This window comes from Streptosporangium amethystogenes, from assembly GCF_000721075.1.
GTDB lineage: Bacteria > Actinomycetota > Actinomycetes > Streptosporangiales > Streptosporangiaceae > Streptosporangium > Streptosporangium amethystogenes.
The window spans coordinates 77,503-92,833 of sequence record NZ_JOEQ01000022.1 but is presented as its reverse complement, the minus strand read 5'-3'; the positions used below and the strand labels follow the sequence as shown (position 1 = coordinate 92,833).

Below are 15,331 nucleotides of genomic sequence, written 5' to 3'. Positions count from 1 at the left end.
CTTTCGCCGGTAGGCGGCCCTGAGGGCGCGCGGTCACCTGGTCGCGGCGGTCTCCTCGGGCAGGGCGGGGGGCTCGAAATCAAACCAGATCGGCTGCCGGTCGCTCGGCTCGTGGAAGCGGCGCAGCTCGGCGACGCCGCTGAGCCGGCCCATCCACCCGGCGTACAGGGGGCTGTCCTCCTCGAAGCCGCTCATCATGAAGGTGAGCCGCGTCGCGCCGTCCGAGCCCTCCGGCTCCCAGCTGGAGACGCCGAAGCCCGGCCACTCCAGGGAGAACCTGCGGCCCGGCTCCATCGCGACGACCCTCCCCGGCGCCTCGTCCACCTCGAAGCCGCCCATTAGGAGTCTATTTACTCATATATCGAGATATATGAGTAAATAGTCGGTCATTATTGGGTCTGTTCGGGCCTGTGTCAGGCCCGGGAGCGGCGGCCCGGCTTCATGGACTCATCCCCAGGCCGGACTGGTAAGGACAGATCCAGGCAAAGACCACGCTACCGAAATTCACCAGCATGGTGTGCGGGGTCCGGCCCGCCGTCTCGGTGACCTGGAGCCTGACCACGGAACCGGCCCGCATCCAGCTCGCCACGTCGTCCTCGGTGGGTTGGTGGCCGTGCAGGCGCAACATCAGGTCGTGGGGCTGACCGGATATCCGCAGGTGTAGCTCGCACGTGGGTTCGATGTCCGCCATGGTTCGCCGTCCAGTGTGGAATAGACCCGGCGGGGTTGTCGGCGTCCCTTCGAGCGTACTCCCGCCGTACGCGCGCCCCCGAACCCGCGTCCGGCGGATGGCCGGTCACCCTGGCCGGTAGTGATGAGATGCCCCGCTCACATGCTTTCGAGCGCATTGTCATGATCCTCGACTTCAAAACTGAAAATACCGGAAAAATGGCTGGTTCTTCCTTGTCCTTGAGCGGCCAATGAGCATTCAAGTGCTGATTCTCGTGGATATTTTCAGCAATCCGCGATCTCATATTCCCGCCAGTCCTTCGGGATCTTTTCTGGGATGAGGAGAGTCATATGGCCAATTCGCGAAGAATCGCGGCGATCACGGCCGCGATCGCGACGGCGGTCAGCCTCGGGGCCGTCGGCGCGCAGGCGTCGACGGCGGACGCCCGACGGTCGACGGCGGACGCCCGGTCGGAGACCGCGATGCCCACGAGGGGGGTCCGGATCACCCGTTTCCTCGGTGAGCAGCGCCTGCCGAACAAGATGCGGTTCCGGGGGACCACGGTCGGCGGCATCTCCGGCATCGACCGTGACCCGCGTACCGGCACCTGGTACCTCATCTCCGACGACCGGTGGCGCTACAACCCGGCCCGCTTCTACACCGGCCGCCTTGACATCAACCCGGTCACCGGAGCCTTCACCGGGGTGAACCTCACCGGGGTCACCACCCTGCGGCGGCCCGACGGGACCCCCTATCCCGCCTACGGCCGGGCCGGGTCCGCCGATCCCGAGACGATCCGCTACGACAGGTGGAGCAACCGGCTGCTCTGGGGCCACGAGGGCGATCGGCCGGACGCGACGCATCCCGAGATCCCGGTCTCCGACCTGTTCGTCCGCTGGACCAACACCCGGGGCCGCCACCTCGGAGAGCTGACGACCCCCCGCAACATGAAGATGACCAGCACCGACAGCGGCCCCCGGCGCAACTTCGGCTTCGAGGGCCTGACCTCCACGGAGCGCACCATCACGGCGGTCACCGAGGGCCCCAGGTACGAGGACGGCGAGCCGCCGACCGCCACCAAGGGCGCCCCGGCCCGCATCACCGTGTGGAGCCGCGACGGCAGGCCGCGCGGGCAGTACGTCTACCCGATCGACCCGCTGCCGGCGGCACCGATCCCGCCGACCGGTCAGTCCGACAGCGGCGTCTCGGAGATCCTGGCGATCGACGACAACCGCTACCTCGCCCTCGAACGCTCCTGGATCGAGGGCGTCAACTACAAGGCCAAGCTGTACGAGATCGACCTGCGCGGTGCCACGAACGTGCTGAACAGGGACAGCCTGTCGACCGGCCGCCCGTACCGCCCGGTTTCCAAGCGTCTGGTCTCCGACCTCAGCACGGTGCGGACACCGGTGCAGAACCTGGAGAGCCTCGCCTGGGGACCGCGCCTGCGCAACGGCGAGTGCACGCTGGTGATCGGTTCCGACGACAACTTCAGCGAGCAGGAGGTCACCCAGTTCCTGGCCTTCGCCGCCAGGGGCTGCTGACCGCCGCGAGGTGAGGCCGCCCGGACAGGGCGGTCGGCACCTACCCGGACGCTGAAGGACTCCGGCGCGGCCGGGACCTGTGTCACGGGTCCCGGCCGCGCCGGTCCACGAGCGGCCTGGCGAGAAGCCGCTCCGTTCGGGGAGCGGCGGAGGCAGGTGTGACCCCCCGGCCTCCCGGCTCGGCCGGTTCCCGAGCCAGACCCTGCTGAGCCGACCTCTCCGCGCTCGATCGATCCTTGCCCGGTGGACCCTCCCACTGCGGGAGCCTCCATGCTGATGGTGTGAACGAGGGACACCTGCCGATCGGGCGGTTCGCGAGGCTCTGCCGGCTCAGCGTCAAGCAGCTGCGTCACTACGACGAGCTGGGCCTGCTGCCCCCGGACTACGTCGATCCGGACACCGGCTACCGCTACTACCGGCCGGACCAGGCACGGGCCGCGATGCTGATCGGCCTGCTCCGGTCCATCGACGTACCCCTGCCCTCGATCGGGCGGGTGCTGTCCGGCGACACGGGTGCGCTCGGTGGCGTACGTGACCGGATGGAGGCCGAGCTGGCGCGCCGCGAGCGCAACTTCGCCGCGCTCGAACGCATCCTCGCCGACGGCCTGCCCCGGCCGGAGGTGACGGTGGTCCGTGAGCCCGCCCGGCGGGTGGCCGTCGTCAGGGACGTCGCGACACCGGACCGGATCGGTGCCGTCACCTCGGCGTGCGTGACCCGGCTGCTCGCCGCGGCGGGCGATCCGAGGGGGCTGATGATCGGGCTGTTCCCGCTCGACCTCGCGCCGGAGCTCACCGTGGCCGTCACCGTGGAGACGTCCGAGGACGTGCCGGGGACGTCCTCGGATGTCCTGCCCGGCGGTCTGTACGCCTCGGTGACGCACGTCGGTCCCTACGACCAGATCCCGCTCACCGCGCACGCGCTGCTCGCCTGGGTGGGCGAGCACGGGCACACGCCCGAAGGCCCGCTGCGCGAGGTGTACGTCTCCAACCCCGCCACCACGCCGCAGGACCGACTGGTGACCCATCTGATGATCAAACTGGAGGACCCGGAATGAACCGGTAATCGGCCGCGGAAGGTTCCCGAGGCGGTGGAGTTCGGCACGGCCTGCACCACGAGATCTACCTGTCCGATACGGGGGAGACCGACCCGGAGAAGATGCTGACCGTACTCCGGCAGCCCGTTCGCGCCGCCTGAACCCGTGGCCGTGATTCGACACCGGGTGTGCGGAAGCCGTTACCGCGCCATTCCGGTCCCTGGTCGGTGTAACTTTCCGAATTAAAGACAGACACTAATTACCCAGGCCCCGCTGATTCCCGCTCCGCGCGGCTCGCTCGGCTGGATTCTCCCGGCGGGGAAAAACCTTCGAAGGCCCGCTTCACGCTGCCGGCGTGAGGCGGGTTTTCTTCTTTGCGTACCAGGTCACCCGGGTGATCACCGGTCTCCGGTAGGGGGCGTCCGCACCCTCCAGGGAGCTTTCGGGCCCGGGGTTCCGGCCATTGCCACCTCGGTCGTGGGCGGGCGACTTCGTTTTCTCCGATTCCTGCTTGGAGCTATCCGCTACGCGCCAGAATTTTATTCGCGTAATGGCAGATTTAGCAATTTACCTATACGATCGCCGTTCGTGGCTGAAGTTGATCTTTCGGGACCCCGATTGGCTGACGACCTGTTCTTTGTCATGCATGACAATGCGACCGGCCGGATGAGGCTTCATGCCCGCCTGACCGGTCTGGGGCTGGCCGCCGCCATCCTGGGAGAACTGATGCTCGCCGGGCGGATAACCGTGGGATTGGCGGCAGGGCAGATACGGCTCGTCGTTCTCGACGCGGCGCCGCCCGAAGACGCGCTCACCAGGACCGCCCTGGACCACGTCGTCGCCGAACCCGCACACCGCTTCCGTACCTGGTTGCAGTTCCTCGCCCGTACGGCACTCGCCGACGTGGCGGCCCGGATGACCGCCGACGGGCTGCTGCGCCCGCCCGGCAGACGCCCGTCGCGGAGGCAGGTGCCGGTCGACGTGAACATCGCGGCGTGGCCCGGCGGACGCGTCAACCTGGCGATCCAACGCCGTGAGCCACTCAGCGTCCAGGACGGCGTCCTGCTGGGGCTGCTCGTCGCAACCGGCGGCAACCAACTCGTTCTGTGGGAGCAGAACCCGAGATACCTCTCCGATTCGATCACCGCCCTCCCGGCGCCGCTCCAGGAACTGATCGCCCAGACCGAGGCTGCCGTAGGTGACTCCGTCATCAGCCGCCGGTGAACCCACCCCCCTCATTTCAAGGATCCCAATGTCCGTGACAGAACGAAGGGTCAGCGCCGTTTCCGCCGCGCTCGCCCAGGACCGCCTCGGTGTGCCGTCGGTGGTGTTCTTCGTCATCTCGGCGGCGGCGCCGCTGACCGTCATCGGTGGCTCGGTGACCGCCGCCTACGCAGCGACCGGCGTGACCGGCGTGCCGCTCGCCTTCATCCTGCTCGGAGCCATCCTGGGCCTGTTCGCCGTCGGCTACGTGACGATGGCCCGTTACGTCGTCAACGCCGGGGCGTTCTACGCGTACACCGCGAAAGGGCTCGGCAGGCCGGTGGGTGTGGCGACCGCGTGGGTCGCGTTGCTGGCCTACAACGCGCTCCAGGTGGGTCTCTACGGCATGATCGGTGCGGCCGCCCAGCCGCTGATCGCCGACTGGTTCGGAAGCTCTCCGCCCTGGTGGGTCATCGGACTGGTCGCCTGGGTGCTGACCGGGGTGCTCGGCCTCATGCGGGTCGACGTGAACGGGAAGGTCCTTTCGGTCCTGCTGCTGACGGAGATAGCCGTCGTCGTCGTGTTCGACATCGCGGACCTGATCAACCCGGCGGCCTCGGGCTACAGCCTCGACGTCTTCGACCCGTCGAACCTCTTCGTCCCCGGGATCGGAGCGGTGGTCGCGATCTGCATCGCGTCCTTCGCGGGCTTCGAGTCGTCGGTGGTGTTCTCCGAGGAGACCAAGGACCCGAGGCGCACGGTGCCGATCGCGACCTACGTCGCACTCGCCGTCATCTCCGGCCTCTATGCGCTGTCGTCCTGGGCGATGACCGTGCCGATCGGCTCGGACAAGATCGTCGAGGCCACGCGCAAGCAGAGTTCGGCCCTCCTGTTCAACCTGGCCGGGCAGCACCTGGGGGCGACCGTCGCCACCATCGGTTCCCTCCTCTTCGTGACGAGCCTCTTCGCCGCGCTGATCGCCTTCCACAACACGATCTCCCGCTATGTCTTCGCCCTCGGCAGGGAGAGGGTGCTGCCCGAGATCTTCGGTCGTACTTCCCCCCGGACCGGTGCCCCGGTCAACGGCTCGGTGGCGCAGAGTGTCATCGGGCTGGTCACGATCGTCGTATACGCGGTCTTCGGCCTGGATCCGGTCGTCCAGCTGTTCTTCACCGTCGGATCGTTCGGTGGCCTGGGACTGCTCATGATGCTGGCGGCCACCTCGATCTCCGTGCTGGTCTTCTTCGCCAAGAACCCCAACGAGGAGAACGCCTGGCGGACCAGGATCGCCCCGGGGGTCTCCTCGGTCCTGCTGATCGTGGTCATCGTGCTCGTCATGGCCAACTTCGACATCGTGCTCGGCGTGGCCCCCGACTCCCCGCTGCGCTGGATCATGCCCGCCGTCTACTTCGTCGCCGTGGGGCTCGGCGTCATGTGGGGACTCGCCCTGCGGGCCAACCGGCCGAAGGTGTACGCGAACATCGGGCGGGGCGCCCAGGCGGCCGTGGGAGGGGCCGAATGACAGAGATCATTCACGTTCAGAACGCTCCCGGGGTCGCCGAGGTCATCGGTGCGATCATCGCCACCTCCTTCCACGAGCAGGAGATCTCGGCCTGGATGATCCCGCCGGACGACGACCGCCGCCGGGTGATGCCCCCCTTCTTCTCCATGATCACTGAGAGCGCCCTCATCCACGGCGAGGTCCACGCGACGGCCGACATGTCCGCCGTGGCCGTATGGTTCCACAAAGGCGCAGAGCCGCTTCCCGAGATCCTCGACCGGGACGCCCGGGTGGAGGCGTTCGCCGGTCCCCACGCGGAGCGCATCGGGCAGATGGGGGAGGAGATGGACAAGCGCCACCCCCACGACCCGCACCACTACCTGGCGTTCCTCGCCGTGCTCCCCGGGTACCAGGGACGGAGGACGGGGACCCGGCTGCTGGAGGGGTACCACCGCGGGCTCGACGAGGCGGGCATACCCGCGTACCTGGAGGCCAGCAGCACCCGCAGTCGCAGGCTCTACCTGCGCCACGGCTATCAGGACCTCGGCGACCCGATATTCATGCCCGACGGCCCGCCGATGTTCCCGATGTGGCGCCCGCCGAACCTCTGACCGGGCCTCCCGCCGGTCACGGTGTCGCGACCGGACCCGAGACGCGGGCGGGCCGGTCCGGGCCGGTGTCGCACGAGTGTGATGTGCCCCTCTTGAGCGGATACGGCGCTGATCGGGCTGCTAGCATTCGTTCCATGATCTTCTTCTTCCGCCTGCGTTAAGGGTCCGTCGGCGAGGCGAGGAACCCCCGTCGTCGACGAGGCGGGGCGGCGTCGCGCCGTCCCGAACCTTGACGTGGGAGAAGAACGATCATCATGCGCACTCGCGCGCGTTTTCTCACCGCCCCGCGTCCCAGCGCCCTCGCCGTCTCGTGACGGCGGCGCGCCTGGTGGCGCGGTGCGTCCGAGGACTGGAGGCCATCGTGGCCTCCGAGATCCTCCAGCTCGGACTCGGTCCGATCACCCATCTGGGCCACCGCGAGGTGCACTTCCGTGCGCCTCGACCGGAGCCCGGCGTGGTCCGGCTGCGCACCGCGGACGACGTGTTCCTGCTCGCCGCCCGGCTGCCGGACATCGGAGCGGCCAGAACAGGTGTCGACGCGCTCGCCGAGCTCGCGGCCGTCACCGAGGTGGACACGCTGCTCCGGCACCGGCTGGGCTGTGGAGGCTCCGGCGAGCTCACCGGTGTCGAGGTGTCGGCGTCCTTCCTGGGAAGGCGGAACTTCAACCGGTACGACGCCGAGGACGCCGTCGGCCGGGCCCTGGCGCGGAGACTGGGAGCCGGCTACCACTCGCGGCGCGGGGGCGCCGCGCCCCCGCCGGCCCACAGCGCGTGGCGGCTGATCCTGGACGGCACCTGGGCGACGCTCACGCTGAGGATCACCGACCGGCCGCTGCACCGCCGTAGCTACAAGCGGTGCACGATCCCGGGCACCCTGCATCCTCCGCTGGCCGCGGCGATGGCCCGGATGGCCGACATCCGGTCCGATCACCGGGTGCTCGACCCCTGCTGCGGTGCCGGAACCCTGCTCATCGAGGCCGGACACCTGCGGCCGGACGCCCGCTTCTGTGGCTTCGACCTGGACCCGGACGCGCTGCGGGCGGCGCGTACGAACGCGGCGGACTCCCCGGCCGTCACCGTCCGCCCGGCCGACGCCGGCGATCTGCCGTTGGCCGACGGCAGCGTCGACCGCGTCGTGTGCAACCCGCCCTGGGGTACGCAGGTCGCCGCGCACGGCCTGCTCGCCGGGGCTCCCTCCCGGTGGTGGACGGAGCTGCGCCGGGTCCTCGCTCCCGACGGAACGGCGGTGGTGCTGATCCCCGACACCGACGACCTCGGCACCGCCATCCGGCACCGGCTGGTCCCCGTCCACGTCCAGCAGGTCCGGCTCTCCGGCGCCAGGTCGTACATCGTCCGGCTCATGGTGGGGGAGAGGCGTCCACGACAGCCGTCCCGGCGCCGAGCACGGGGAGGATGAGCGCGGGGGGTTGAAGGAGAAGGTCAGGGCGGTGGCGGCCCCGCCGCCACCGCCCTGACCGGGGAATCAGAGCAGGGCGCGGACCTCGCGTTCGAAGCCCGCGACGTGTTCGGCGGCGAGCCGGGCGGCCTGCTCCTCCTCACCGTCGATGACGGCGCGCAGCAGCGGGCCGTGCTCTCCGACGTGGCCCGCCATGCCGGGAAGCCGGTCGACGAACAGGCACCAGATCCGGGTGGCCAGGTTGTCGTAGCGGACCAGGGTGTCCTCAAGGTAGGGGTTTCCGGTGGCGGCGTACAGGGCGCGGTGCACGCGCAGGTCGAGACGCATCAGCTTCTCCGGCGGCAGGGCGGAGATGCGCTCGGGGGCCAGTTCCGCGCCGAGCTCGCCGAGTGCGATCCGGTCCGCCGGGGTGGCGCGCAGGGCCGCCTTGGCCGCGGCCACCGGCTCCAGTTGCTGCCGGACCTCGGAGATGTGGGCGAGGTCGGTGATGTTGACCTCGGTGGCGAAGGTGCCGCGGCGCGGGTAGGCGACCACGAGCCGTTCGCCCTCCAGCCGCTTCAGCGCCTCGCGGACGGGCGTCCTGCCCATGTCGAGCGAGGCGGCGAGATGGTCCTCCTTGATCGGCATCCCGGGGCGGATGTCGAGCATGACGAGCTTGTCGCGGATGGCGCGGTATGCCTGCTCGGAGAGCGAGAGCGGTGCCCCGTCGCCCCCTGCGTTGACCGTCGCTCGCACCTGACGTAGGTTACCCCATTAACTGATATATCAATAGTTTACTAGGTGGCCTCGACCCGAACGGAGCCTCGGCGTGACCACGAACCCGCTCCCCGAGCACCCCGCCCTGCTCTGGCGCAACCCGGAGCCGAAGCCGTCGTACGACGCGATCGTCGTGGGCGGCGGCGGGCACGGGCTCGCCACCGCCTACTACCTGGCCAGGAACCACGGCATCGGCAACGTGGCGGTGCTGGAGAAGGGCTGGCTGGCCGGTGGGAACATGGCCCGCAACACCACGATCATCCGCTCCAACTACCTGTGGGACGAGAGCGCCGGGATCTACGAGTTCGCGCTGAAGCAGTGGGAGCGGCTGCCCGAGGAACTGGACTACGACTTCCTGTTCAGCCAGCGGGGTGTGCTCAACCTCGCCCACACCCTCCAGGACGTCCGCGAGGCCCGCCGCCGGGTCGACGCCAACCGGCTCAACGGCGTCGACGCGGAGTGGCTCGACGCCGAGGAGGTGGCCGAGGTGTGCCCGATCGTCAACATCTCCCCGGACGTCCGCTACCCGGTGCTGGGCGCGACCCTCCAGCCCCGGGCGGGCATCGCTAAGCACGACCACGTGGCCTGGGCCTTCGCCCGCGCCGCGGACGCGCTGGGCGTGGACCTCATCCAGAACTGCGCGGTCACCGGTTTCGTCAAGGACGGCGACCGGGTCGTCGGCGTGCGCACCACCCGGGGCACCGTCAACGCCGGGGTGGTCGGCCTGGCCGCCGCCGGTCACAGCGGCGTCCTGGCGGAGCAGGCCGGCTTCCGGCTGCCGGTCCGGTCGCAACCGCTGCAGGCACTGGTCTCCGAGCTGTACGAGCCGGTCCACCCCACCGTGGTCATGTCGAACCACGTACACGTCTACGTCTCGCAGGCGCACAAGGGCGAGCTGGTCATGGGCGCCGGAGTGGACTCCTACAACGGCTACGGCCGACGCGGCTCCTTCCACGTCATCGAGAGGCAGATGGCGGCGGCGATCGAACTGTTCCCGATCTTCGCCCGTGCGCACGTGCTCCGTACCTGGGGCGGCATCGTCGACGTCTCCCCCGACGCCTCGCCCATCATCGGCAGGACGCCCGTGGAGAACCTCTACGTCAACTGCGGCTGGGGGACCGGCGGTTTCAAGGCCACCCCGTCGGCCGGATGGACCATGGCCCACACCATGGCGACCGGGGAGCCGCACCCGCTGAACGCGCCGTTCTCCCTGGAGCGGTTCACCACCGGCGCCCTCATCGACGAGCACGGCGCCGCGGCCGTGGCCCACTGACCCCGCGACCTCGCGAAGGAGCCACCGAATGCTCTTGCTGGACTGTCCCTGGTGCGGGCCGCGGGACGAGACCGAGTACCACTACGGCGGGCAGGCCCACGTCCGCTACCCGCAGGTCCCGGCCGACCTGACCGACCAGGAGTGGGCCGAGTACCTCTTCTTCCGCGACAACCCCGAGGGCCCCTTCGCCGAGCGCTGGGTGCACAGCACCGGCTGCCGCCGCTGGTTCAACGTCATGCGGGACACCACCAGCTACCGGGTGCTCGCCGTCTACCGGCCCACCGACCCCCGCCCGGAAGGATCGCGATGAGCGCCCAGCCCCACCGGCTCCCGTCCGGCGGCCGGATCGACCGCGACACGGTGCTCCGCCTCACCGTCGACGGCCAGGAGCTGACCGGCCACCCGGGCGACACCGTCGCCTCGGCGATGCTGGCCGCGGGCAGGCTCGACGTCGCCCCCTCGATCTACCGAGGGCGCCCACGCGGCATCGTGGCGGCCGGCGTCGAGGAGCCGAACGCGCTGCTTGAGGTTCTCGGGCGGTGCTCGGAGTCGATGCTCCCGGCCACCACGGTCTCCCTCGTCGACGGGCTGGCCGTGCGGACGCTGTCCGGTCTGGGCCGGCTCGACCCCACCGGTGACGAGGCCGTCTACGACAAGAAGTTCGCGCACACCGACGTCCTGGTCGTCGGTGCCGGCCCGGCGGGGCTCGCCGCGGCCTGGGCCGCCGCCAGGTCGGGCGCCCGGGTGATCCTCCTCGACGAGCAGTCCGAGCCGGGGGGATCGCTGCTCTCCTGCCGGGAGGAGACGGTGAACGGCTCGCCCGCCCTGGACTGGGTACGCGAAGTCGTGGCCGAACTCGAATCCGCCCCCGAGGCGACGGTGCTCAGCCGCACCACCGCCTTCGGAAGTTACGACGACAACTACGTCGTCGCCGTCCAGCACCGCACCGACCATCTCGGTCACCCGGCCCCCGAGGGCATGTCCCGCCGGCGGGTCTGGCACATCCGGGCGGCGCGGGTCGTGATCGCCACCGGCGCGCACGAGCGTCCGCTGGTCTTCGCGGGCAACGACCGTCCCGGGGTCCTCCTGGCCTCGGCCGTGCGCGGCTACCTCAACCGGTACGCGGTGGCGCCCTGCTCCCGCGCCGTGGTGAGCACCACCAACGACAGCGCGTACGACACGGTGACCGACCTGGTCGCGGCCGGAGTCGAGGTGGCGGCCGTGATCGACGCCCGTCCCACCCTGTCGCCGCGCGCGGCCGAGGTCGCCGGGACCGGGGTGCGTGTCGTGCCGGGCAGCGCGGTCGTCGAGACGACCGGCGCCTCGCGGGTCGACGGCGTCCTGGTCGGCGCGCTGGACGAGGACGGACTGCTCGGCGGCGACGTCGAGGCCGATGTCGAGACCATCGCGTGTGACCTGCTCGCCGTCTCCGGCGGCTGGAGCCCCGTCGTACACCTGCACAGCCAGCGGCAGGGCAGGCTGCGCTGGGACGAGGTGCTCGCGGCCTTCGTCCCCGAAGGGACCGTCCGCGGCCAGCGGGTGGCCGGTTCGGCCCGGGGCACCTTCGACCTCGGCGGCTGCCTTGAGGAGGGCACCGAGGCCGGAGTCGCGGCCGCCGTGGCCGCCGGGTTCCCGATCGAGGCCGAGGCCCCGGTGGGGCGGGCGGCCACCGGCGAGTACGGGCCGGTCCGGCAGCTCTGGCTGGTGCCGGGGCGGAGGGGGGAGCCGGCCGACTGGCACGAGCACTTCGTCGACCTGCAGCGCGACCAGACCGTCGCCGACGTCTGGCGGGCGACCGGTGCGGGCCTGCGCGGCATCGAACACGTGAAGCGTCACACCTCGATCGGCACCGCGCACGACCAGGGCAGGACCTCCGCCGTCAACGCGATCGGCGTGCTCGCCGCCGCTCTTGGCGGCACCCCCGGAGAGATCGGCACGACGTCCTACCGTGCGCCCTACACCCCGGTCTCCTTCGCGGCCCTCGCCGGGCGCGAGCGGGGCGACCTCTTCGACCCCGAACGGACCACCCCGATCCACCCCTGGCACGTCGCGCACGGCGCCAGGTTCGAGATCGTCGGGCAGTGGCTGCGCCCCCGGTACTTCCCGAGGGACGGTGAGGACATCGACGCGGCGGTCGCCCGCGAGAGCCGGGCCGCCCGGCGGGGCGTCGCCATGATGGACGCCTCCACACTGGGCAAGATCGAGGTCTGCGGCGCCGACGCGGGCGAGTTCCTGGACCGCGTCTACACCAACGCCCACCGGAGACTGCCGGTCGGCTCCGCCAGGTACGGGGTCATGTGCAAGCCCGACGGCATGATCCTGGACGACGGCGTGAACCTGCGCCTCGACGAGAACCGCTTCCTGCTCACCACCACCACCGGCGGTGCGGCCGGTGTCCTCGACTGGCTTGAGGAGTGGCTGCAGACCGAGTGGCCCGAGCTGGACGTGTACTGCACCTCGGTGACCGAGCAGTGGACGACGATCGCGGTGGTGGGCCCGAAGTCGCGGCAGGTGGTCGCGCGGGTGGCCCCGGACCTGGACGTCTCGGCCGAGGCGTTCCCGTTCATGACCTTCCGCGAGACCACGCTGGCCTCCGGCGTACCCGCCAGGATCTGCCGGATCTCCTTCTCCGGCGAGCTCGCCTACGAGATCAACGTGTCGGGCTGGTACGGCCTCGCCGTCTGGGAGCAGCTGTACGCCGCCGGAGCGGACCTCGACATCACGCCCTACGGCACCGAGACGATGCACGTGCTCCGCGCGGAGAAGGGTTATCCCATCGTCGGGCAGGACACCGACGGGACCGTCACGCCGCAGGACGCCGGTATGGACTGGGTGGTCTCGAAACGCAAGGACTTCATCGGCAACCGCTCCTACACCAGGGCGGACACCGCGCGGGCCGACCGCAGGCACCTGATCGGCCTGCTGCCGGTCGACCGGGTGACCCGGCTGCCCGAGGGCACGCAGATCATCGCGCCGGACACGCCGGTCACCCCGGAGCGGGGGCCCGTCCCGATGCTCGGGCACGTCACCTCCAGCTACCACAGCGAGGCGCTCGGCCGGCCGTTCGCCCTCGCGCTCGTCGCCGGCGGCCGGGACCGGATCGGGGAGACCCTCATCGCACAGGTGGGCGACTCCCCGGTCGAGGTCCTGGTCGCCGGGCCCGTGCTGTACGACCCCGAAGGGAACAGGCGTGACGGCTGAACTACGGCGCAGCCCGCTGGCGCATCTGGAGGACCGGATGCGCGGTGCCCGGGGCGGGTCACTGCGGGAGCTGCCGTTCTCGACCATGGTCTCCGTCCGGGTGGCACCCGGATCCGCGGCCTTCGACCGGATCGGGGCGGCCTTGGGGGCCGGCCTGCCGGAGCGGGTCGCGGACACCGCTCGGGCGGGAGCGCACACCGCCCTGTGGCTGGGGCCGGACGAATGGCTCGTGGTCTCGTCGGCCGAACCCGGCCCGCTGGTGGCGGACCTCGTCGAGGCCCTGGCGGGTGACCCCGGCACGGTGGTCGACGTGTCGGCGAACCGGACGATTCTTGAGCTCAGCGGGGCCACGGCGCGTCAGGTGCTGGAGAAGGGCTGTCCAGCCGACCTTCATCCCCGGTCGTTCGGTCCCGGCGACGCGGTGACGACCACGCTCGGACCGGTGCCCGTGCTGCTCTGGCAGTCCGGTCCCTCGACGTACCTGATCCTGCCCCGCGCCTCCTTCGCCGACTACGTCGCCCGGTGGCTGCTCGACGCGATGACCGAGTTCGCCTGACAACGGGTTGGGCCCACCTGGACCCCGACCCACCGGCCCGTGAATGCGAGAGCATTTTCGAGCCTTTCCCCGGGGTCGGGGTCTGAGGTGGTCCAGATCATGGTCATGAACGGATTGTCGGCGCGAATCCTCTCTGCCTCCGCAAAAAGAGGATCGCGATAACTTTCAACGGGGTGGAACCTCACTCAAAAAGCTACCCGAGTGGCATACCCATCACATACTGTGCAAAGTTTGTTTTCTTCTACACCTGCCGTGTTATGCCTTGTACACCTCCTGCGGTATATGGCAGGGAGAGGAGTGTCAGCCAGGGGGAATATGACTAGCATGCGCTGATGTACAGCTATGCGAGGACATCTTGGTTGAGATTTCTCACAGCGCGTCCACTGCTCGTCGACACTGTGATTGCGGTGGCGCTGACCGTCATCATGTGGATGTGGGAACTCAGCGACATCAGGTACGGGACGCGTCCGCCGGACGGCCTGTCGCTCGCACTCACCATCGCGGTGAACATGCCGTTGGCCCTGCGACGGCGGATGCCGTGCACGGTGCTGATGATCTCGTGCGCGATGTCCCTGGTTCATCTGACACTCGGCTACCACTCCCAGGTGAACAAGATGGGGACGCTGCTGGTGCTGTACGCCGTGGCCGTCCAGCGCTCCGTGGCGGTGTCGTTGGCCGGGGCGGTGCTCACCTTCGGCCTGTGGTGGTGCTCCTCGATGGCGTTCCCCGGCACCAAGTTCTGGATGGCCGTCGTGTGGCCGCTGATGGCCGTCGGCTTCACCTGGGCTTTCGGTAGCGCCACCCGAATGGTCATCGAGAGCAACCGGCTGCTCACCGAACTGACTCAGCGGTTGCGTGACGAGCAGGAGAACAAGGCCCGGCTGGCGGTGGCTCAGGAGCGAACGCGGATCGCCCGCGAACTGCACGACGTGGTCGCCCATCATCTGTCGGTGGTCGCGGTCCAGGCCGAACTGGGCCAGTACGTGCTGTCAACCGATCCGACCACCGCCGGCACGGCACTGGCCACCATCGCGGACACCACCCGTGAGGCCCTGGACGAGATGCGACTGCTGTTGTTGATTCTGCGAATCGGGGCCGACGACGAGCGGGAGACACGCTACGACGTGACACCGGGACTGGGGGACCTGGGAACACTGATCGAACGGGTGCGCACAGCCGGGGTGACGGTGGAGGTGACCGTGACCGGCAAGGAGAAGCCCCTGCCCCAGGGGCTGGATCTGTGCGTCTATCGGATCATCCAGGAGTGCCTGACAAATGTCGTCAAACACGCTGCTCCTACCCGGGTGCGGGTGACCTTCATCTACGACGTGAGCATCCTGACATTACAGGTGTGTGATGACGGTCGCCTCGGTATCGGCCAACCGGTCGAAGTGATCCAGAACACACCAGGCCAGGGATTGATCGGCATGACCGAGCGAGTCAAGCTGTACCAGGGCACGATCACCACCGGCCCTCGCCCTACGGGCGGATTCCAGGTCGTGGCGACCCTTCCCCTGCTCACCCGTCCCGGCCGGGAACCCTCCACCCCAACCAGCGAGAGGTGA

General features: G+C 69.6%; 14 protein-coding genes. 11 read left to right on the top strand and 3 right to left on the bottom strand.

The features are described from left to right. Positions 1-33 precede the first annotated feature (33 nt). Both IG98_RS0127710 and IG98_RS0127705 read right to left on the bottom strand, forming a co-directional pair. Positions 34-339: an SRPBCC family protein gene (locus IG98_RS0127710; protein ID WP_030918349.1), complete on the bottom strand. Its 306-nt coding sequence runs from the start codon at positions 337-339 to the stop codon at positions 34-36. A gap of 100 nt (positions 340-439) precedes the next feature. Beyond that, complete coding sequence (locus IG98_RS0127705; protein ID WP_030918346.1) at positions 440-691, bottom strand: hypothetical protein; 252 nt, start codon at positions 689-691, stop codon at positions 440-442. A 329-nt stretch (positions 692-1,020) separates the two neighbouring features. On the opposite strand from IG98_RS0127705, the gene IG98_RS0127700 reads away from it, so the two are divergent. The 6 genes from IG98_RS0127700 to IG98_RS0127675 all read left to right on the top strand — a co-directional run bounded on the left by IG98_RS0127700 (position 1,021) and on the right by IG98_RS0127675 (position 7,980). Continuing rightward, entirely contained in the window at positions 1,021-2,214 is a 1,194-nt protein-coding gene (locus IG98_RS0127700; protein WP_037971446.1) for an esterase-like activity of phytase family protein, read from the top strand. A 281-nt stretch (positions 2,215-2,495) separates the two neighbouring features. Next, positions 2,496-3,269 carry a MerR family transcriptional regulator gene (locus IG98_RS0127695; RefSeq protein ID WP_030918341.1) on the top strand — a complete coding sequence of 258 codons (774 nt, stop codon included), beginning with the start codon at positions 2,496-2,498 and terminating at the stop codon, positions 3,267-3,269. A 456-nt stretch (positions 3,270-3,725) separates the two neighbouring features. Then, positions 3,726-4,472, top strand: coding sequence for a GOLPH3/VPS74 family protein (locus IG98_RS0127690; protein ID WP_342666850.1), 747 nt, complete (start codon positions 3,726-3,728; stop codon positions 4,470-4,472). Positions 4,473-4,500: 28 nt separating this feature from the next. Continuing rightward, on the top strand, positions 4,501-5,973 hold the full coding sequence (locus tag IG98_RS0127685) for an APC family permease (RefSeq protein WP_030918335.1): 1,473 nt from the start codon (positions 4,501-4,503) through the stop codon (positions 5,971-5,973). Next, positions 5,970-6,563, top strand: a complete 594-nt coding sequence (locus IG98_RS0127680; protein WP_030918334.1) for a GNAT family N-acetyltransferase — start codon at positions 5,970-5,972, stop codon at positions 6,561-6,563. Before IG98_RS0127685 ends, IG98_RS0127680 begins: the two co-directional genes overlap by 4 nt. 361 nt (positions 6,564-6,924) lie before the next feature. After that, complete coding sequence (locus IG98_RS0127675) at positions 6,925-7,980, top strand: TRM11 family SAM-dependent methyltransferase (RefSeq protein ID WP_211264114.1); 1,056 nt, start codon at positions 6,925-6,927, stop codon at positions 7,978-7,980. A gap of 66 nt (positions 7,981-8,046) precedes the next feature. Here IG98_RS0127675 and IG98_RS0127670 read toward each other — a convergent pair whose 3' ends face one another. Further along, positions 8,047-8,715 (bottom strand): GntR family transcriptional regulator, encoded by a 669-nt coding sequence (locus IG98_RS0127670; protein ID WP_030918328.1) that lies wholly within the window; start codon positions 8,713-8,715, stop codon positions 8,047-8,049. A 73-nt stretch (positions 8,716-8,788) separates the two neighbouring features. Here IG98_RS0127670 and IG98_RS0127665 point away from each other — a divergent pair, with 73 nt between their 5' ends. The 5 genes from IG98_RS0127665 to IG98_RS0127645 all read left to right on the top strand — a co-directional run bounded on the left by IG98_RS0127665 (position 8,789) and on the right by IG98_RS0127645 (position 15,331). Beyond that, on the top strand, positions 8,789-10,009 hold the full coding sequence (locus IG98_RS0127665) for a sarcosine oxidase subunit beta family protein (protein ID WP_030918325.1): 1,221 nt from the start codon (positions 8,789-8,791) through the stop codon (positions 10,007-10,009). Between the two features lie 28 nt (positions 10,010-10,037). Next, complete coding sequence (locus IG98_RS0127660; RefSeq protein WP_030918322.1) at positions 10,038-10,319, top strand: sarcosine oxidase subunit delta; 282 nt, start codon at positions 10,038-10,040, stop codon at positions 10,317-10,319. Continuing rightward, positions 10,316-13,210, top strand: a complete 2,895-nt coding sequence (locus IG98_RS0127655) for a sarcosine oxidase subunit alpha family protein (RefSeq protein WP_030918319.1) — start codon at positions 10,316-10,318, stop codon at positions 13,208-13,210. The genes IG98_RS0127660 and IG98_RS0127655 overlap by 4 nt, the downstream gene beginning before the upstream one ends. Next, positions 13,200-13,766 (top strand): sarcosine oxidase subunit gamma, encoded by a 567-nt coding sequence (locus IG98_RS0127650; protein WP_030918315.1) that lies wholly within the window; start codon positions 13,200-13,202, stop codon positions 13,764-13,766. The genes IG98_RS0127655 and IG98_RS0127650 overlap by 11 nt, the downstream gene beginning before the upstream one ends. 359 nt (positions 13,767-14,125) lie before the next feature. Continuing rightward, positions 14,126-15,331, top strand: coding sequence for a sensor histidine kinase (locus IG98_RS0127645; protein WP_169750193.1), 1,206 nt, complete (start codon positions 14,126-14,128; stop codon positions 15,329-15,331).

Coding starts and splice junctions, on each gene's coding strand:
- IG98_RS0127710 (WP_030918349.1), bottom strand. CDS start 339: ATGGGCGGCTTCGAGGTGGACGAGGCGCCGGGGAGGGTCGTCGCGATG.
- IG98_RS0127705 (WP_030918346.1), bottom strand. CDS start 691: ATGGCGGACATCGAACCCACGTGCGAGCTACACCTGCGGATATCCGGT.
- IG98_RS0127700 (WP_037971446.1), top strand. CDS start 1,021: ATGGCCAATTCGCGAAGAATCGCGGCGATCACGGCCGCGATCGCGACG.
- IG98_RS0127685 (WP_030918335.1), top strand. CDS start 4,501: ATGTCCGTGACAGAACGAAGGGTCAGCGCCGTTTCCGCCGCGCTCGCC.
- IG98_RS0127680 (WP_030918334.1), top strand. CDS start 5,970: ATGACAGAGATCATTCACGTTCAGAACGCTCCCGGGGTCGCCGAGGTC.
- IG98_RS0127660 (WP_030918322.1), top strand. CDS start 10,038: ATGCTCTTGCTGGACTGTCCCTGGTGCGGGCCGCGGGACGAGACCGAG.
- IG98_RS0127655 (WP_030918319.1), top strand. CDS start 10,316: ATGAGCGCCCAGCCCCACCGGCTCCCGTCCGGCGGCCGGATCGACCGC.